At 40.6% G+C, this 19,480-nt stretch carries 20 protein-coding genes; 7 read left to right on the forward strand and 13 right to left on the reverse strand.

The window, feature by feature from the left end; all coding sequences use genetic code 11:
* Positions 1–70: 70 nt before the first annotated feature.
* The 11 genes from DXZ23_RS07555 to kbaZ all read right to left on the reverse strand — a co-directional run bounded on the left by DXZ23_RS07555 (position 71) and on the right by kbaZ (position 10,752).
* Positions 71–886, reverse strand: a complete 816-nt coding sequence (locus DXZ23_RS07555) for a hypothetical protein (protein ID WP_021723990.1) — start codon at positions 884–886, stop codon at positions 71–73.
* Positions 887–933: 47 nt separating this feature from the next.
* On the reverse strand, positions 934–2,556 hold the full coding sequence (locus DXZ23_RS07560; RefSeq protein ID WP_017806045.1) for a sulfatase family protein: 1,623 nt from the start codon (positions 2,554–2,556) through the stop codon (positions 934–936).
* 17 nt (positions 2,557–2,573) lie between these two features.
* Positions 2,574–3,770: an anaerobic sulfatase maturase gene (locus DXZ23_RS07565; RefSeq protein WP_035695670.1), complete on the reverse strand. Its 1,197-nt coding sequence runs from the start codon at positions 3,768–3,770 to the stop codon at positions 2,574–2,576.
* A gap of 123 nt (positions 3,771–3,893) precedes the next feature.
* Positions 3,894–4,532: an RpiB/LacA/LacB family sugar-phosphate isomerase gene (locus DXZ23_RS07570; RefSeq protein WP_017806044.1), complete on the reverse strand. Its 639-nt coding sequence runs from the start codon at positions 4,530–4,532 to the stop codon at positions 3,894–3,896.
* A 35-nt stretch (positions 4,533–4,567) separates the two neighbouring features.
* Positions 4,568–5,614: a glycoside hydrolase family 88/105 protein gene (locus tag DXZ23_RS07575; protein WP_017806043.1), complete on the reverse strand. Its 1,047-nt coding sequence runs from the start codon at positions 5,612–5,614 to the stop codon at positions 4,568–4,570.
* A gap of 17 nt (positions 5,615–5,631) precedes the next feature.
* Entirely contained in the window at positions 5,632–6,066 is a 435-nt protein-coding gene (agaF, locus tag DXZ23_RS07580; RefSeq protein ID WP_021723988.1) for a PTS galactosamine/N-acetylgalactosamine transporter subunit IIA, read from the reverse strand.
* 74 nt (positions 6,067–6,140) lie between these two features.
* On the reverse strand, positions 6,141–7,013 hold the full coding sequence (locus DXZ23_RS07585) for a PTS system mannose/fructose/sorbose family transporter subunit IID (protein ID WP_017806042.1): 873 nt from the start codon (positions 7,011–7,013) through the stop codon (positions 6,141–6,143).
* Positions 7,003–7,770 (reverse strand): PTS N-acetylgalactosamine transporter subunit IIC, encoded by a 768-nt coding sequence (agaW, locus tag DXZ23_RS07590; RefSeq protein WP_017806041.1) that lies wholly within the window; start codon positions 7,768–7,770, stop codon positions 7,003–7,005. The genes DXZ23_RS07585 and agaW overlap by 11 nt, the downstream gene beginning before the upstream one ends.
* A gap of 19 nt (positions 7,771–7,789) precedes the next feature.
* On the reverse strand, positions 7,790–8,278 hold the full coding sequence (gene agaV / locus DXZ23_RS07595; RefSeq protein ID WP_017806040.1) for a PTS N-acetylgalactosamine transporter subunit IIB: 489 nt from the start codon (positions 8,276–8,278) through the stop codon (positions 7,790–7,792).
* 14 nt (positions 8,279–8,292) lie between these two features.
* Complete coding sequence (locus tag DXZ23_RS07600; RefSeq protein ID WP_017806039.1) at positions 8,293–9,453, reverse strand: SIS domain-containing protein; 1,161 nt, start codon at positions 9,451–9,453, stop codon at positions 8,293–8,295.
* 15 nt (positions 9,454–9,468) lie between these two features.
* Positions 9,469–10,752, reverse strand: coding sequence for a tagatose-bisphosphate aldolase subunit KbaZ (kbaZ, locus tag DXZ23_RS07605; protein WP_017806038.1), 1,284 nt, complete (start codon positions 10,750–10,752; stop codon positions 9,469–9,471).
* Positions 10,753–11,048: 296 nt separating this feature from the next.
* On the opposite strand from kbaZ, the gene DXZ23_RS07610 reads away from it, so the two are divergent.
* From DXZ23_RS07610 to kduD, 3 genes are all read left to right on the forward strand, one after another.
* Positions 11,049–12,605: a sulfatase family protein gene (locus DXZ23_RS07610; RefSeq protein ID WP_017806037.1), complete on the forward strand. Its 1,557-nt coding sequence runs from the start codon at positions 11,049–11,051 to the stop codon at positions 12,603–12,605.
* Between the two features lie 17 nt (positions 12,606–12,622).
* Positions 12,623–14,113 (forward strand): DUF2264 domain-containing protein, encoded by a 1,491-nt coding sequence (locus DXZ23_RS07615; protein WP_035695745.1) that lies wholly within the window; start codon positions 12,623–12,625, stop codon positions 14,111–14,113.
* 151 nt (positions 14,114–14,264) lie between these two features.
* Complete coding sequence (gene kduD / locus DXZ23_RS07620) at positions 14,265–15,023, forward strand: 2-dehydro-3-deoxy-D-gluconate 5-dehydrogenase KduD (RefSeq protein ID WP_165381624.1); 759 nt, start codon at positions 14,265–14,267, stop codon at positions 15,021–15,023.
* Between the two features lie 49 nt (positions 15,024–15,072).
* On the opposite strand, the gene kdgR is transcribed toward kduD, so the two are convergent.
* Positions 15,073–15,861 carry a DNA-binding transcriptional regulator KdgR gene (gene kdgR / locus DXZ23_RS07625; RefSeq protein ID WP_017806034.1) on the reverse strand — a complete coding sequence of 263 codons (789 nt, stop codon included), beginning with the start codon at positions 15,859–15,861 and terminating at the stop codon, positions 15,073–15,075.
* A 159-nt stretch (positions 15,862–16,020) separates the two neighbouring features.
* Here kdgR and DXZ23_RS07630 point away from each other — a divergent pair, with 159 nt between their 5' ends.
* From DXZ23_RS07630 to DXZ23_RS07645, 4 genes are all read left to right on the forward strand, one after another.
* Positions 16,021–16,962: a sugar kinase gene (locus DXZ23_RS07630; RefSeq protein ID WP_017806033.1), complete on the forward strand. Its 942-nt coding sequence runs from the start codon at positions 16,021–16,023 to the stop codon at positions 16,960–16,962.
* Between the two features lie 9 nt (positions 16,963–16,971).
* Positions 16,972–17,607, forward strand: a complete 636-nt coding sequence (locus tag DXZ23_RS07635) for a bifunctional 4-hydroxy-2-oxoglutarate aldolase/2-dehydro-3-deoxy-phosphogluconate aldolase (protein ID WP_017806032.1) — start codon at positions 16,972–16,974, stop codon at positions 17,605–17,607.
* 247 nt (positions 17,608–17,854) lie between these two features.
* On the forward strand, positions 17,855–18,130 hold the full coding sequence (locus tag DXZ23_RS07640; protein WP_017806031.1) for a hypothetical protein: 276 nt from the start codon (positions 17,855–17,857) through the stop codon (positions 18,128–18,130).
* A 15-nt stretch (positions 18,131–18,145) separates the two neighbouring features.
* The gene (locus DXZ23_RS07645) at positions 18,146–18,565 is read left to right on the forward strand and encodes a type II toxin-antitoxin system VapC family toxin (RefSeq protein WP_017806030.1); all 420 of its coding nucleotides are present in this window, start codon (positions 18,146–18,148) and stop codon (positions 18,563–18,565) included.
* 31 nt (positions 18,566–18,596) lie between these two features.
* Here the strand turns inward: DXZ23_RS07645 and DXZ23_RS07650 are convergent, their stop codons facing one another.
* On the reverse strand, positions 18,597–19,421 hold the full coding sequence (locus DXZ23_RS07650; RefSeq protein ID WP_017806029.1) for a glycerophosphodiester phosphodiesterase: 825 nt from the start codon (positions 19,419–19,421) through the stop codon (positions 18,597–18,599).
* Between the last annotated feature and the right edge of the window lie 59 nt (positions 19,422–19,480).

Genomic DNA, 19,480 nt, shown 5'->3' on the forward strand with positions numbered 1-19,480 from the left:
ATAAAACGAAATGATATATTACAAAAATAGGAATATAATATGTTAGAAGCCTCCTCCTACTTTCATTTTCTTATTTCTCACTATGCTGTATTCTAATATTCTGCCCTAATACCTCAATTTGCGTTAGAGCAGTAAAAGGGGATTTGTCTTCACCTTTTATAAAATTAGTCAGCAAAATAAAATCACTTTGTCGTTGCTTGAAAGAAAATGTCTGGGGTTGTCCTGTTCGGCTTAAATGCAAGATTTCTTCGCTACCATCAGAAAAATGTACACTCAAACTTTCCCACCACGCATCGTGAGGAAAATCCGCTCTTAACATCAAAATCAAGCCGTCAATTTCTACTGTTCGTCCAAAATCGATTTTTAATTGTGCATTAGGGGATTGGGCGTTGCTCCAAGAGGTAAAAGGATAAGAACCGTGTGCATTACTATCAAAAATGCCATCAATCACATTATAAGGGGCAAAGCGAATATTGCTTGGCACAATATTACTACTAATTTGTGGATACACACCTTTTTGCTGAGGTTGGCAATAAGGGTTAAACGCTAGATTGCCATATTGGTTAATTTCATACTCTCTCGCACTGCGAACCCAGAGGAAATGCAGCCCGCCTTGGAATGCTTTATCACTATTGTATAAGCGTATTTGATCACCAAACGGAATTTGAAACTCAAAAAGGTTTTCCGTTACATAAATAAGGCAACTTTCTAAGCTATCCTCTAAACGCAACTTTAAATAACAAGGGGGATTATCTACCTCAATACGGATCACATCGCCCGCTTGATATTCACCTTTATAAGTGAGCATTAAAAAGTCAAAAGCACTTTTGCAAATTTTGATGTTGTTATTTTGATCTAAAACACTGAGCGTAATTTTTGTCATCATTCTTCCTCAAAAAAATCAGCCACCATAACAGTGGCTGATTCATCAGATTATTTTGCTTTTGCTGAAGCCTCAATCGCTTGGAATTCTTCAGGATTCCACGCCATTGGTTTTGGTTGTGTGCTGATCCAGTCGTAAAATGCTTTTTGCAATTCTTTTACTTTTTCTGGATATTTATCAGCCACATCTTGGCTTTCTGCTGGGTCAACTTTGTCGTGATAAAGGTGAAGTTTGTTACTTCCGTCATTGTAGAAATATAACGCCCAATCTTGATCGCGAATTGCCCACGAGCTTTTTGAGAGTTTCTCTAAGTTTGGATTTTTCGGTGCATCATTGGTGTTATAGGTGATATATTTCCAATAATCCGCCCAGAATTTTTGGTTATCCTCACTATAATGTTTTGCACCTGGTCCCGCCCAATAGAGATATTTGTGCGGTGAAACTTTTTCTTTGCCTTCTAACACTGGCAAAATATCACGACCATCAAGTTTTAAAGAAGCTGGCACTTTAATATTCGCAGCTTTCAGTGCTGTTGGCAGAATATCTACCGCAGAAATTAAGCTGTCATTTTTGGTATCCGCTGGAATGTGTCCCGGCCAAGAAACGATGAATGGCACTCGCACTCCACCGTTATACATTTGTCCTTTAAAGCCACGATCCATTCCATTTAATGGCATTGGCGCTTCGTGAACCGAACCATTGTCGGATAAGAAGAAAATAATGGTGTTATCTAATTTGCCGTCGGCTTTTAATTTGTCGATGATTTTACCAATGCCCTCATCAGCCGCATTGATCGCCGCAAAATATTTATCGGCTTCCACATTCCCTGTATTAAAACGATCCATATATTTGGCAGGTGATGCCTCTTCCAATGGAATGTGTGGTACGCTATAAGCGAGATTTAAGAAAAACGGTTTATCGCCTGTTTTATCAATAAATTGAAGTGCTTCATTGGTTAAATTATGGGTTAAATAGCCCGGTGCTTCAATCGGTTTGTCATTACGCCATAGTGCCGGGGAATTCCACAATGCCGCCCCTGATACAAAGTAGCTGTAAGAATAATCAAAACCGCGATCAGTTGGGAAATAACCTTTATCTGGTACAGATGAGAAGTTATCGTGGTAATCACGGGTTTTTACATCATCAGGCTTAGTGATACGTCCAATTTTTCTGTCTTTATTCACTCGAGCATTATGGTATTTACCAATATTCGCCGTGGCATAGCCATTTTCTTGGAATAACGCTGGCAACAGTTTCACATCAAGTGGAATACCGTTGAAAGAATCATCATTACTATAAATACCAAATGACGCTGGATAACGTCCTGTCAAAATCCCTGCACGAGATGGGCCACAAACAGGGTGAGCAACGAACGCATTGGTCATTTTTACCCCAGTCGCGGCTAATTTAGACACATTCGGCATTGCACGCTGTGCGGCATCAATCATTTTATCTAAATCACCTTGATAACGAGCAGCAACAGGGCGTTTGCTTAATTCGTTCTTGTCTAAGCTGTCAATGGCGAAATCAAGCTGGCCTGTGCCTAAATCGTCCATTACAATAACCAGCACGTTCGGTTTTTGAGGATCTTGGCTGTGTGCGTAAACAGGCTGAGCCGCAGCACCAACAACCAATGCGGATAATAAACACTGACTAAGTAACGAGCGTTTCATTATGATCTCCTTTGATTTTAGTTGATTATTTTCATAATATCTTCAGCCAACCCGCCACGCTGAATAATTTCTCGCATACGGTGCATCAAAGGTGCGGTTTGACGAAAGAAGAGTTGGTAAGAAGGACAAAGATAATTTTGTTTAAATTTTTCCCCTTTCAAATTCACAATACGATGCTTCGGACACCCGCCTTGACAAATCATTCTCACATCACATTTTTCGCAGGCTTTAGTGAGCGTTTCTTTTTTCGCCTTACCAAATTTTTGTTGCTTGGTTGAAAGTGCAATTTGATTGAGAGGCTGTTTATTAACATTACCTAAACGATAATCAGGATAAACATAATGATCGCAAGAATAAACATCTCCATTGGCTTCTACGATCATTGCGGTACCACAAGTTTCCGTATGAATACAGCTGGTGGAAGGATAGCCCAACCATTGCCCAAGTAAGTTATCAAATTCACGCACGAAAATACGTCCCACATCTTGTCGAACCCATTCGGTAAACACGTCTAATAGGAAATGCCCGTAGCCATCGGCTGGTACAGAAAAGGGAGCCATTCGATAATTTTTTCCAGGGCTATAATCACAGCGTTGTAAGGAATAATTCGCCACTTCAACAATAGGAATAAACTGCATAAAAGTCGAGCCTAACTCTTTCAACACTTGGTAAGTTTCCCGTCCTTTATCCCAGTTTTTATCATTAATTACAGTGAGCGTATTAAAATCCACTTCATATTCTTTCAACAGTTCGATGGCTTTTTTCACTCGCTCAAATGTGGGCTGTCCATTGACAGAAATACGATAGCGGTCGTGAACCTCACTTAAACCATCCACAGAAATCCCTATAAGAAAATTATTTTCTTTAAAAAATTCTGCCCATTGACGATTAATCGCAATGCCATTGGTTTGAAAACCATTGGTAATCGTTTTACCGTTAGCAAATTCTTGCTGAAATTGCACCGCTCTTTTAAAAAAATCTAAACCGAGTAAGGTGGGTTCACCGCCTTGCCACGCGAAATCAACGTGATCGCCTGCGTGGGATTCAATGTAATTTTTGGTATATTGACGTAAAGTATCGTCAGACATTAGGCGAACGTTATGTGTTAGGGCTTGCTCTTTTTCCAAATAAAAACAGTATTCACATTTGATATTGCAATGGAAACTACTTGGTTTTGCCATCATATGAAAATAAGCAGATTGAGATTGACACATAAACAACTCCTAATGTGAAAGAAATGTTAGGTTAGGGAAACGATAATTCAATTTAACTAAAATTATCTGATAAGAGGGAAATTTCCTTTTCCCTCTTACATTGCATAAAAAGCAAAAACGAAATTAGCTATTCAATACTTCTGTAACATAAGCTCGGATTTCATCATCTTGGCAGTTATCGAAGAAGCATTGTTGGAAGCGTTCACCGCTCACTGCGGTTTTCACCAATTCTGGATCAATTGAACGCAAGGTGTCTAAATAGTCTTTCGCCACCGCTGTTTTCACTTGGTTGAGAATGCCAGCATTGCGAACTTGAGGTTCACGACGTTCAACTGGATAGCCTTGACCACGTTCACCTTCAAAAGCTTTTTCAAACATATAACGCACGTTTAATTCAGCCCCCCAGCCAAATCCTTTGGCAAAAGCTAAAGATAATGCGTTACCGTTATTGATTTGTGCGAATAAGAACGCGTCAGCAGGTTCTAAGCAGTAACCACACACCACACCTGGGTGCAGGTTTAATGACATTAATGCACCTTGCCCTGTACCACAACCTGTTACCACAAAATCAACGGCTTTTGAGTTTAATAAAATGCTCGCCATAATCCCTAAGTGGATATAAGTTAAGTGGTGATCTTGTTCGCTGTTCATTCCCACGTTATAAACGCTATGCCCTTTTGGCTCAACCACGTTTTTTAACTCATTTAAGATAATTGGATTTTTCGCCGCTTGGCTGTTTTCCATCATTAATGCAATTTTCATTTTTCTTTCCTTAATTCAATAATTAAAAGTTACCGTTATTCAGCTTGTAATTGATAAATTTCTGCTCCTGCAAGTAAGAAAGCACCCACACCGTAATCGATGTTGTCTTCTTCTTTCACTTCACGCGGATTGAAAGCAGGAAGCTGAATCCAGCCTAATTTGCCATCAGAATTGACCGCACTTTCTAATGCTGCCCACGCTTTTTCAACCACTGGCAAATAAGTTGCACGATCTAAAATGCCTTGATTGATCCCCCAAGCTAATGCGTAGCAGAATAATGCCGTTGCACTGCTCTCTTTCGCAGGGAACGTTTGCGGATCAAGTAAGCTCGCTCGCCAGAAACCATCTTCGTGTTGGAATGGTAAAACGATTTCTGCAAGCTGACGATAAAGGGTTAAATAACGCTCACGTTCTGGATAGTCTTCGGGCATATCACGGAATAAGCGTGGAATCGCTGCAATCACCCAACCTACGCCACGTCCCCAAAAGACTTTTTCACCATTTTCTTCGCGTAATTCTCCCCCTTTACCGTCAGGAATATAACGGTAATCACGATAGAACAAGCCTGTTTCTTTATCTTGTAAGTGATCAACAGAATCCCACCACGCTTGGTTAGCATAATCACGGTATTTGCTTTCGCCCGTTAAGGTGGAGAGGGTAAAGAACACTTGTGGTGCCATAAAGAGTGAATCACACCACCACCAATCTTCACGCCCTGGTTTTGGATTTGCCAGCATATCTTCTACAAAGTTGATGGTTGGCTCTAAGGCTTCTGGTTGATTAAATAACGGATACACATCAAGATAGGATTGTGCACAAACCAAATCATCGGCAAAACGTAAATGTGGTCCTGTGCGGAACCCCGTGTGCAAGGTGTAATCTAATGCCCCATCTAAAAAGGTTTGTTCGCCTATTACTTTCCACGCGTTGGACACGCTTGCCCAAAACACGGCACGATCCCAATCGGTATCTTTAATAAAACGCACTCGTCCTGTGCGTCTAATCACCGTGCGTGTTTGATGATCTTTTTGCCAATGATACACACGTTTCATTAACTCAAGAGTTTGCTGTTGAGCTTTCATTGTATTTCCTCTCAAATTTATAGACCATCTTCATCGCCGTCATCATCTGAAAGTGCGGTCAGATCCTGACGTAGATTTTTTATTTGGCTAAATTCACCACGGGCCAAGCAATCGGCTAATTCGCTTACAGAAAATTCTTCACGTTCTAATGCAGCATTAACAATCATTGATAAATTAACACCAGCCACCACTTCCACATTAGGATCTTGCAATAAAAGATTAATTGCTCGATTACAAGGTGAACCACCGTAGAGATCTACTAAAAAAAGCACACCATCTCCGCTATTCACTTTTTCTTTTGCTGCTAATAACTGCGACTCTAACTCATCAGTGGACATTGATTCTAAAAAATCAACAAATTCAAGCTGCGGCTGTTGCCCTACAATAGCTTCTACAGCTGAACGCATACCTGAGGCAAAATTAATATGACCTGATACAACAATACCTAACATAAGCTGTCCTTATTTTATTGCTATTCTATAAAGGAAACGAGAAATCCCCATTTCCTTTATGTTATGAAAGTAAATTAAAGGATACCAATCCAATGTCCTATAACACCAAAAATCAAGGTACTAAAGATCAATACTGGTGGTTTTGCCCAGAAACCCGTACCTTTCACTAATTTAAACATTAGGAATACCAAGGCTAGAGGAAGTAGATTCGGCATAATTTTATCGAAAAGTGCAGTCTGTAATTCCACCACTTTTCCACCCATTTCAATACTTGCGGTGGTTTTAAATCGAATAAAAGTAGCACATAACGCTCCAATAACGAAAATCCCCATAATATTTGCAGCCTTAGCAAGACGTTCTGTAGAATCACTCATACTTACCATCGCTGCTGTACCCGCTTTGTATCCCATAAACATCAAACTAAAGTATACAAAAAAGTGCATAATCTGATAGAGGATAAAGAATACAAATGGCCCCGCAATAGATCCTTCCATTGCAATTGATGAACCTAAAGCCAGAGTTAATGGCATAATGGTCATATGGTCGATACCATCACCAATCCCGCCAGTTGGCCCCATTCCCGCTACTTTCATTACGTTGATAGTAGAAGGTTTTTCTTTATTTTCTTCCATTGCAATAGCTGTACCCAGCAAGAAAGTAAAGAGTTTCGGACTTGCATTGAAAAACTGTAGGTGGTTTTTCAATGATTTCGCCAAGTCATATTTATTATTGCCGTGAATTTTTTTCAACGCGGGGATAATTGAATATGCCCAACCACCTGCTTGCATACGTTCAAAGTTAAAATTACCTTCCATAAACAAACCACGAATTGCACATTTCCAAAGATCTGCTTTGGTAATCACTTTGCGAACAGTTTGATCTTGATATGCATCAATATCATCAACAAGACTTTCTGTTACTTGGTTATTAACATTTTTAGATTCCATCTTCGAACTCCTGTGCTTGAGATTGGTTGTTATTGCTGTTACCTGAGAAGTAGAAATAAAGTACTGCGATTGAACCACCGATGATCGCCACCGCCATAATTGGTAGTTTTAAGTAAGTGGTTGCAACGAAACCGATAAAAAACACACCTGCAACTTGTTTTGACCACATAATTTTAAGTAGCATTGCAAAACCAATTGCTGGCACTAAACGCGCCCCTAAACCTAACCCCTCTAATAACACTTTTGGCGAATTATTATTGATCCAATCTGCTGCGTGTTCACCGAAATATACCGTGATAAAGGCAACTACAGCATAAAGTAGACCGCGTAATGAAATAGTGGAAATTAACAAGAAATCCAGTCCATTCGGATTGGCCTGTTCTGCATATTCATCAGCTTTTCCCATTGTAAATGAGGTTATTGCAAAGAATCCGATGATCAACATCTGCATCAATACTGCGATAGGCAGACCTACACCCATTGCTACTTCTGCACTTTGCCCTGTCATCACAGCAAAAGCAACGGCTGCAATCGTACCCATTGTTACATCAGGCGGCTGAGCGCCTGCATTAGGTACTAACCCTAACCAAGCCAACTCTAGCGTCGCTCCAGTAATTAAGCCAAGTTGTAAATCGCCCATAATCAAACCCACTACTGGACCTGTAATTAACGGACGGTGAATATTTAACGCGACGTCGTATTTATCGATACCGCAGAAGAACGCCCAAAGGGCGACTAATAGTGCTTCAGTTAACATAAATGCTCCTTACTGAATATTAAAGATATTGTTTAATATCGATCTCTTGTACATCAGGTGTATTTTGAATAGTACAAGTTACTCCTGCATTCACCATACGACGGAATGCATCAAGATCCTTTTCATCAACAGAAACCGTTTTAGTTAATTGTTTTTTTCCTTCGTGGAAGTGCATATTGCCAATATTACAATGTTTAATAGGCACTCTACCTTCAACTAAGCGTGCAACGTCTGTTGGGTTATTACATAAAATAAAGATTTTTTGCTGTGGTGATGCTTTATGAATCACATCAATAGTCTTTTGTATGGTGAAAAAACGCACTGCATATTCCCCACCCGCTGACGCTTTCATTCCAGCCTGCATAAATGCAGCATTTGGACCTTCTGCTGCTTCGTCATTGGCGACAAGAATTAAATTCGCTTCAGAGTGTTTCCCCCAAGTAATTTTAATTTGACCATGTAATAAACGCTCATCAATACGAGTCCATACAATATTTGGTGTTGCCATAAAAAACTCCTTAATTACGAATGAAATGGGTGAATAATAACGCCTTGAACCACACGATTTACTTCACCTGTTGGACAAGGGTTGTCAGTGGTGATACCACGACTGAATGAACTATAGAATGAATTAATTTGTGCAAACACAATATACGGGAATAACAAGGCATAATCGGGAGCATTTTCAAATCCCTCGATAGTGATCACATCATTGCCTTCTACACCTGCTTGTGCGGTTAAACACACAACACGACTTGCAATATTATCGCGTCGTAATTCATTATATAAATCAAGATCATATAAACGGGTATAAGGTTGATTTGATAAAAATTCCACCACTACCGTTTTAGGATTTACAATAGATTTTGGTCCGTGGCGGAAACCTAACGGTGAATCATAGGTTGCCACAATGCGTCCTGCGGTTAATTCCAAAATTTTCAATGCAGATTCTTGTGCCAAACCTTGCAAGCCACCGCTGCCTAAATAGATAATGCGTTCCATCTCAACATTAGAAAGTTGGCGTGCATAATCCACATAGCGAGGGAGCAATTTTTCTGTGGCATCGCAAATAAATTGTAGCTGTTCAACCACTGAGCCTTTTGGCAATAAGAACACGGAAAGTGCTGATAACATCATTGAGCTAAAACTTGATGTCATTGCGAAACCGCCGTCATTGGTTTGTGGAGGCATTAATAACGCTAAAGTGCGGTCATTTTTTTGTGCATTTTGATACAACGCCCCTTGCTCATTACAAGTAATGAATAAGTGATAACAGTTGGTTAAACACTGATTGGCTAATTCCACTGCTGCCACACTTTCAGGGCTGTTACCTGAACGTGCGAAAGAAATTAATAAGGTTGGCACGTCTTGTGAAAAATATTGGTAAGGATTAGACACAATATCTGTTGTGGCAATAGATTCCACACGTTTATCCGTTAATGTTAAAACGAAAGGCTGTAAGGAATGCCCCACAAAAGCGGAAGTTCCTGCGCCGGTGAAAATCACACGTCCATTTGCTGCATTCATTACAGGTGCGATGAAATCTAAGATTTGCTGACGCTGTGTATCTACCGTATGCAATGCTTGCAACCAAGCTTGAGGCTGATGTTCAATTTCTTTTGCGGTCATAATGGCTTTACCCGCCACTAATTCGCTTTCTGAAAACCCTAAATAATTTGTCATCTTATCTATCCCCAATTATTTATTGAAAAAACTTGCTAAGGCGTATTGACGAACCACCGCACGCACTTTATCTAACACTACGTCTTTACCACGAGGGGCTAATGTACCTGCACGCACGGCGGCATATTGCTCTGGTAAATATTGGCTTAACAATGGTAATGGAATATCTACGTTCTCAAAATTAGCAAATAATTTTTCCACTGCCGCTGCGATTTCAGGATTAGTCCAGTAATAACGAATACGATCACTAAAGCTAAAACTTCTTGCAAAACGTTGCTCTAACTCGGTACCGTGATAGTATTTTTGCCAGTTTTCTGGGTGTGCTAACATTTGCTCTTCAAGTACAGCAAGTAAATTAGAGCGTTGCTCCGCTGGGAATAAATAGGCTTCCATTGCACATAAAGCATATAAGCCTTCACGCAATGCAAACGTTAATGCCGGCCCCACTTTCAAAATCGCAAAGTGATTTTTTACTAATGCTTTGTAAGCTTCTTCCGTTTGATAATCAGTAGAATGTGCTTCAAACACTAAATTTTCATAATCATTCACCACTTGGCTTAAGGCTTGTGCTTTCTCAGGAATAAAATCAATCACCTTTGTATGATCAAACTCTACCCCTGGCTGCACCACCAAACCAATTACGCGTGGCCAAATATGTTCTAACCCAACGCGAGCAAAGGCTTGTTGATGAGCATTAATGGTGGCTTTCGCGGCACTTGGTGAAGTTACTTCTAATTCAGCAATTTCTTCTGCTTCACCGCCTGGTACAGGAACTTCTGTGCCAACAATGTAAACGATACGATCCGCCAAACCATTTTTTGACGCGGTTTGTTCTGCAACCACAGCTAAACGAGCCGCACGTTCTGCCACAATTTCATCAGACAAAGGCACAGGATCGCCTTTGCAAGACATACTGCAATCTAAATGAATTTTTTCAAAACCTGCTGCGACATAAGCTTCAATGAGCTTCTCGGCATTTGCCATTGCTTCATCAGCGGTTAATCCTTGCCAACGATTAGGCCCTAAATGGTCGCCACCTAAAATTAATTGATCACGCGGAAATCCTACTTCATCTGCTAATTTTTCAACAAAGTGGCGAAAATCTGCAGGTGTCATTCCTGTATAACCACCAAATTGATCCACTTGGTTAGAGGTTGCTTCAATAAGTAATGGCGTTTGATCTTGTTTTGCTTGTAACAATGACGCTTCTAATACAAGCGGATGGGCTGAACAAACAGAATAAATCCCGATTGCTTGCCCTGTTTTATGCTTTTTAATGAGGTTTAATAAAATACTCATTGTTATTTCATCCTTTCTTTATATTGAAATATTGAATTTCATTTTGTATATATGAAAGAAATTAACCTTTCACATTACTTTAAACAAATTATAACGAAAGTAATCAAAGCAAAAAAACACAAAAATCGAAATATGTGATCTAACTCACAAAATAAAATATTTTTTATAAAACATTATTTTGAAATATAGAGAAAACCGTTTTTTTATGAAAAAATAACCGCACTTTGTTTTGAGGAAGAAGTACAACAAAGCGGCCGAAATTAATCCTACCTAATCAAAACATAAGGAGTGACCCAATGAGTATTTCAAGGCGTAATTTTATAAAAGGTGTAGCTACTACAGGAGCTGCAGCAGCACTTTCAGGCACAGCAACGAATGTGCTAGCAAATGAACAAAAAAACGCAACTACGGTGAACAAACCGCTAAACCTACTAATTGTATTTCCAGATGAAATGCGAGCTATGGCACAGGGCTTCAAACATCAAGATCCCGCCATCACTCCACATTTAGATGCCTTTGCTAAAACCGCAAAAGTGATGGATCAAATGGTGTCCAATTACCCACTTTGTTCGCCATTTCGCGGAATGTTTATGACAGGGAAATATCCACAACACAGCGGTGTAACAGGAAATACCCACGATTACGGCGGTAAAGTAGGGATTGAACTCTCCCCTTATGCAAAATGCTGGTCAGACGTTCTTAAAGAACAGGGCTATTCTTTAGGCTATATCGGAAAATGGCATTTAGATGTCCCACAAGAACCTTACATTAAAAGTTATAACAACCCAATGGAAGGGCGTTATTGGAATGACTGGACACCGCCAGATCGCCGCCACGGTTTTGATTTCTGGTATTCTTATGGTACTTATGATCTCCATTTAAAACCAATGTATTGGGGAAATGATACACCGCGTGAATACCCACAATATATTGATCAATGGGGGCCAGAACACGAAGCCGATATGGCAATTAAGTATCTTCGCAATGAAGAAAACAAATATCGCGATCCAAGCAAACCATTTGCGTTAGTGGTTTCAATGAACCCACCACATTCGCCTTATGATCAAGTGCCACAAAAATACCTTGATATGTATCCACAAAGTTCAAAAGAACTTAACACTCGCCCAAATGTAGATTGGAATAAAAAATACCTAGAAGGCTATGGTCCACAATATTTCAAAGAATATCTTGCGATGGTTTCAGGAGTTGATGAGCAATTTGGGCGTATCCTCGCCGAGTTAGATAAACAAGGCTTAGCCGAAAACACGCTTGTTGTTTTCTTCTCTGATCACGGTTGCTGTCTAGGTTCGCACGGTGCACCAACCAAAAATAACATTTATGAAGAATCAATGCGTGTGCCAATGATGTTCCGCTTGCCGGGTAAAATTCCTTCTGGCGTAAACCAAAGTTTAATGTCAGCACCAGATATTTATCCAACTGTGTTAGATTTACTTGGATTAAAAGAGGCGATCCCTGATAGTGTTGAAGGAGTGAGCCTTGCTGAACAAGTGTTGCACGATAAAGGCGAAAGCCCAACTTCGCAACTTTATTTATTCGTGCCTTACGGACAGCCTTCCTTTGGTCGCCGCGGGGTAAGAACCGCAACCCATACCTTGGAAATCGATCGCCAAGATGGTGAACCATTGAAATACAAACTCTTTGATAACGTCAATGATCCGTATCAAATGAAAAATATTGCCAACGAAAATCCTGAGCTAATCCAAAAACTCATCAAAGAGGAATTGATACCTTGGCTCGAAAAAACAGGGGATTCTTGGCGTCCCGTTGAGTTCATCACAGGGCCAACGAAAAAAATGAAAAAACAACTGGAAAGTTGTACGCCTAAAGCGTAAAAAATGGGAGCGGATAAATGCCTAAACCAACCATTCGTTTTAGCCAGCGTCCTTACCTTGCACACGAACACCCGCGACTACAGGACTATTACCATGCTTTCAAGGAAAGAGTGCAACGTACTTATAAACGCAATGGATTATTTGCGAAAAAATACCCGCAACTTGAACAACAAGTGCAACAGGCATTTACACAAAATCAAACCTTTACTCAAGAAAAGTTTGAATTATTGGTAAATTATTTTATCCGCTCTTTCTTTCATTACGCCAATGATGACAATGCCCGAGCAGATTATTATGGCTACCCTTCCGAACAAGGAACGGTATCGGATTCCATTGAGGGAGCAGCACGGAATTATCCCCTGCTTGCTGCCTATTTACATTATCAAACTCATTCCAGCGAGCCACTTTTCATTCAAATTCGAGAACAGCTTGCACAAGGTTTTCTGAATGCCACCAATCCCCAACATTCAGGCTATTGGGGAGATTTAGCCAGCTTTCAGCAAACCATTTGCGAAACTGCTGATTTTGCCCTTGCCTTGTGGCTGAGTAAAAAATGGATTTGGCAGCAATATAACGCTGAACAACAGCAACAAATTCTCACTTGGCTACGGCAAATTAATCAAGTTCAAACGGTGGATAATAATTGGCATCTGTTTGTTTTACTGGTGCAATTTGTGGTGAAAGATCTCAGTGGCATTGATGAAATCTGCCACGAGCGTTATCAACGCATCAAAGAATTTTATGTGGGCGAGGGTTGGTTTCGTGATGGCGAAAAAGGGAATTTTGACTATTACAATTCGTGGGGTTTCCATTATGGGCTGTTTTGGCTAGACCAAATTACCCCAAATTTTGACCGCACTTTTATTCAGCAAAGTGCGGTGCAATTTTGCGATAAATTTCATTATTTATTCGCCCCACAAGGCTTTGCCTTTTTTGGACGCAGCCTCCCTTACCGCTTCGCCGCACCAAGTGCCTTAATTAGCACAATGATCCAACAAGGCAAAACGGACGGACGTGGCAAACGGATTTTCTCCACCCTCACACAGTTTTTTATCCAACATTCCGCCATTCAACAAGGCAATGTTACACAAGGCTTATTCCAAGCGGATAGACGGTTGGTTGATCCTTACAGCGGTGCGGCGAGCGGGCTTTGGTCGTTACGACCGCTGATTTTACTCCTTTATGGCAGCCAACAGATTGATTTCTGGCAAACGGAAGAACAGCCCCTCGCCATCGAACAGCAAGACTACGACATCAGCATACCCGCGATTAATTTAAGAATCATTGGCACACAAACAACGCAAGAAATTGTGGCGTTATTCCAACATCAACAATACCCCAACGCCCCATTCAGCCAAGCGTGCTTGCAACAACAAAATGTATTAAAACGAGGCTTAGAATGGCTTTGTGGACGCTCAACCAGAGGAAAAAATAATTTACTACGCAAAGGGGTTACGACGTTTTCTTCTCGTTTAAATCTTTATCTTCCCGATAAAGAGAAAACCTAAGAAAAAACGACTGCTCTTTGTTTTCTTTTGCTTTTCACTTTGCATAGAAAACAAAAAAATAAATAAAATAACTTTTCAAAAAAAAAAAAATAAAAAACAATTTATTATAAAGTTAATTTCATATAACTCAGGAGAAAAAACGATGTTAGAAATGTTAAAAAAATTCGATTTATCTGGAAAAGTTGCCATTGTAACAGGCTGTAACACAGGTTTAGGTCAAGGTATGGCAGTGGGACTTGCTCAGGCGGGTTGTGATATTGTTGGAGTAAACCTTGCAGAAGCTCCAGAAACAGCAGAAAAAATCACCGCACTTGGTCGCCGCTTTGTGAATTTAACTGCGAATTTAATGCAACAAGATCAAATCCCAAGCCTTGTAGAAAAAGCAGTGGAAGCCTTTGGCAAAGTGGATATTTTAGTGAACAATGCGGGGATTATTCGCCGTGAAGACGCGATTAACTTTAGCGAGCAAGACTGGGACGATGTGATTAACATCAACCAAAAAACCGTGTTCTTCTTCTCTCAAGCGGTCGCAAAACAGTTCATCAAACAAGGAAATGGCGGCAAAATCATCAACATCGCCTCAATGCTTTCTTTCCAAGGCGGGATTCGCGTGCCTTCTTACACCGCGTCGAAAAGTGCGGTAATGGGATTAACCCGTTTAATGGCGAACGAGTGGGCGAAGTACAACATTAATGTGAACGCTATCGCACCGGGTTATATGGCAACAGATAACACCGCAGCATTGCGTGCTGATGAAACACGTAGCAAAGAAATCTTGGATCGAATCCCTGCAGGACGTTGGGGCTTGCCAAGTGATGTAGCCGGACCTTGCGTATTCTTGGCTTCTGCCGCGGCAGATTACATCAACGGTTACACCATCGCAGTTGATGGCGGTTGGTTAGCACGTTAATCGTTGCCTTTGCGTAAAATAAAAGCTAGAAATTTCTAGCTTTTATTTTTTATTCTTCAACAGGATAATGCTGATAGCCCAGCTGTTTCGACACATTACGTCCTGCTTGGTGAAGCAAGTCCACAAGGTGAGTGAGGTTTTCTTTTTCAAAACGCACTAACGGCAATGAAATCGAAATGGCGGCAATGCAATGTCCAAAGCGGTCGTAAATCGGTACGGCGACACAATGTAGTCCGACCTCTTGTTCTTCTTTATCTTCAGCATAATGCTGTTCACGCACCAATGCTAATTCTTGCTTGAGTTCTTCGATATTTTTAAGCGTGTTCGCCGTGTGCGGGATAAATTCCACCTCTTCCAACAAGGTTTCCACTTCGTCATCAGTATGTGCGGAAAGCAGCACTTTCCCAATCGCCGTACTGTACGAAGGGTTTCGCCGCCCCACTCGGGAATACATTCTTAAATTGTAAGTGGAATCAATTTTATGTAAATAAACAATCTCGTTGCCATCAAGCGTGCCTAAATGCAGGGTTTCGCCTGTTTGTTTTGAAATTTCTTCCATTTCTTTATTTGCCAACTCAATCAAATCCACATATTCCAATGCCCTTGCGCTGAGTTCAAATAATTTTAAGGTTAAGCGATATTTATCCGTTTCACCTTCTTGAGCCACAATCCCTAGGCCTTTCATCGTTTGCAAAAAACGATAGATCGTGCTTTTCGACATCATTAAACGCTGAGCAAGATCCGTTACACCAATTTCCTTTTGTTCACTTAACGCATCAACAATACCGAATACTTTCAATACTGATGATACGACATCGGGTTGAGTATCTTTTTCCATAGTGCCTCTAAATATCATAAAAGAATTGCCTGTGCATATTAACACAAGCAATATTTTTGAAAAGTATAAAAATTAAAATCGCATTTCATTTTTATTGAATAAAAGCATTAATAAATTTATAATCGGCATTATTTCACTCACTTTATTAAGGGGGAAAAAGTGAAAAAAATTGCAATTATTGGCGAATGTATGATCGAATTAAACGGTGAGCCATTTGGCAATATGTGGCAAACTTACGGCGGGGACACGCTTAACACCGCTACCTATCTTGCCCGAGTAAGTAATCCACAAGATATTGATGTGCATTATATTACCGCAATGGGGGCGGACAAACTCAGCCAGCAGATGATTCAACATTGGCAACAAGATCACATCAATACCGGCAACGTGCTGATTGATCCTCATCGCCAAGCGGGGCTTTATCTCATTCAGCTTGATAAATTTGGCGAACGCACCTTCCTTTATTGGCGTTCTGAATCTGCCGCTCGTTATCTTCTTCAACACCCTGACTATTCCCAAGTACAACAGCAACTCAGCGAAATGGATATGATCTATTTGAGCGGGATTTCCCTCGCCATCTTGCCAGATGCCGATCGCTACGCTTTAATCGCCCAGCTAAAACAACTTGCCAGCCAAGGGGTGAAAATTGCGTTTGACAGCAATTACCGCCCAAAACTTTGGGAGTCCGTGGAAAAAACGCAAGAAATTTACACCGCACTTTTGCCTTTCATCGATCTAGCACTGGTTACGTTTGACGATGAACAAGCCTTATGGGGCGACAGCGAAACCGCTCAATCCGTGCAACGTTTGAAAGATTTTGGGGTCAAAAATATTGTCCTCAAACAAGGCAAAGACGGGGCATTATTCTGCGATGCACAAGGTAACGAGCAACACATCGCCACCACACCTGTCGCCAATGTTGTGGACACCACCTCCGCTGGCGATGCCTTCAACGCTGGCTTTTTAAACGGCTATTTGCGTGATAAATTACCGCAACAATGCTGCCAACAAGGCAACCAAGTCGCAGGGATCGTCATTCAGCACAAAGGGGCGATTATTGACAAAAACGCCACCGCTCACCTCATTCATCAATTTAATTAAGGAAAAACTATGAATACCGCACAAATTATTGAAAAACTTCGTGAATTTAAAGTGATCCCCGTGATCGCTCTAGACAACGCACAAGACATTCTTCCCCTCGCCGAAACCCTCGCCAAGAACGGTTTGCCCGTGGTGGAAATCACATTCCGCTCGGCAGCGGCAGAAGAAGCCATTCGCTTAATCCGCCAACACAACCCGAATATTCTTATCGCTGCGGGAACCGTGCTAACCAGCGAGCAAGTGGTGCAAGCGAAAAACGCAGGGGCAGATTGCATTGTAACCCCGGGCTTTAACCCAAAAATTGTGAAGCTATGCCAAGAATTGAATATCCCCGTAATGCCGGGCGTAAACAACCCGATGTCCATTGAAGCGGCGTTAGAGTTGGGTATCACGGCAGTAAAATTTTTCCCTGCGGAAGCCTCAGGCGGCGTGAAAATGATCAAAGCCTTACTCGGCCCTTATGCACAATTACAAATTATGCCAACAGGCGGAATCAGCGTAAACAACATTAAAGACTATCTCGCCATTCCAAATGTAGTGGCTTGCGGCGGTTCTTGGTTCGTAGAAAAATCCCTTATCAACAGCCATAACTGGGAAGAAATCGGCCGTTTAGTGCGTGAAGCTGTAGCAATTACCAACGCCTAACTCGGCTAATAGCGAAACAAAACCTTGAAATAAAAGTGCGGCGGAAAATTTTGAAAAATGATCTGCCCCCAAAAAGTTAGACTATATTCTAATTTCATTCAAGGACTGAGTTCTGTATTCCACCGCACTTTTAATTTGTAACAGATCAAACTCTATAATATGTGCATTGTTCTTTTTGTAAAAAACACTTGCTTGTCAAACGTTCAAAAGGTAGTAAAATAACTACAATTTTAATAAGGAGGACAATATGGCGATTACTGTTACCTCAAAAGAATTTAATCAACGTGCTAGCTATGTATTGAAACTCTCTGAAACCCAGCCTGTTTTTATTACCAAATGGGGAAAGATTGTCAGTGTGTTGTCGAACTATCAGGATTATCGCAAAGCACGCTCTGAACCCAGTTTTGAAGAGCTATTTGGGCAGCCTACAACCCCTGTTAGCGATAAAGACATTGAAGATTTCGATCAAATTCTTACGGAAATTCGCAAAAATACGCATATACGCGAAGTGGAATTGGATTAGTACAAGGTTTGAGCAATGTATTTATTAGACACGAACATTATTTCCGAACTTTATAAATTTCGTAACGGAAAAATTAATGCGGGCGTAAAAGCGTGGTTGGCAGAGATTTTACCGAGTGAAACCGCGATCAGTTGCATTACGCTTTCAGAAATTCAAACGGGCATTTTGTTAAAGGCACGTCGGGACAAAACTCAAGCGGCGTTGTTAAATGAATGGTTTAAGCAACAAATCATTCCTGTTTATCAACAAAATACCTTACCTATTACAGCAGAAATTGCATTAATGGCGGCGGAATTGCACATTCCAAATAAAATGGATATTAATGATGCCTACATTGCTGCCACCGCAAAATTTCATCGTCTGAAATTAGTTACCCGCAATGTCAAAGATTTTGAAAATTGCGGGATAGAAATTATCAATCCATTTCTTGATTAATGGCTTGTTTGTACGACTTTTATGCCATTCATCAATAAGGCACTTTCCCCGCTTTTTCAATTAATGATTTTAGATACGGAATATCATCGTGGCTGAGCATATCGATCAAGCCTTCACTTAACCATTGAATGATTTCACTTTCGGTATCGTAACCATATTTTTGATTATACATTTCTAACACGGGGATTTCTTTGGATTCATGCAGATACATTCTCACTGACAGCCCTGCTTTTTTGTAGGCAATTAAATCTTCTTTGCCAACATAGTGGTATTCCACGCAAACACTGCTGGCGTTTGATCCCAACACCGCACTGAGCTGATCGTTATAGCGTGCGAGGGTAACCACTTGCAAACGCAACGCTGGTAATAATGCTTTGACTTTATTAATTAAAACGTGATCAAAGCCTAATAGCAAAATTTGATCTACCGTGTTGGTTCGTTGCAAAATCTCTACCAGCACTTCGGCAAAACGCTGATGATTACGGCGTTGTTTGGCTTCTACAATCAAGCCGACATTATTTTCTAATGCCCATTTCAACACAGTTTCTAATTCCACAATGTGCGTACCTTTGAATTCAGGTGAGAACTTTTCACCAAAATCATAGCGTTGTAGCTCAGCAAGAGTCATTTGTTCCACATAACCTTCACCGTTAGAAACGCGTTCGATAGAAAAATCGTGGATAACCACCATTTTTTCATCTTTTGTCATTGCAATATCAAGTTCAATGCTATGTGTTCCCGCCTCTAATGCGCCGATAAAAGCAGGCATTGTGTTTTCTGGATACTTGGCACTGTAACCACGATGGCTGTTTGCCAAAATCAAACCTTTTTCTGTAACGTTAAATTCAAATGCCATTTTCAACCTCTCTTTTAATTCAATTTAAAAATTAAATTCATTCTAGAGACAATAGAAAC

Origin of the sequence: Avibacterium paragallinarum (assembly GCF_900450705.1) — a bacterium.
GTDB classification, from domain to species: domain Bacteria; phylum Pseudomonadota; class Gammaproteobacteria; order Enterobacterales; family Pasteurellaceae; genus Avibacterium; species Avibacterium paragallinarum.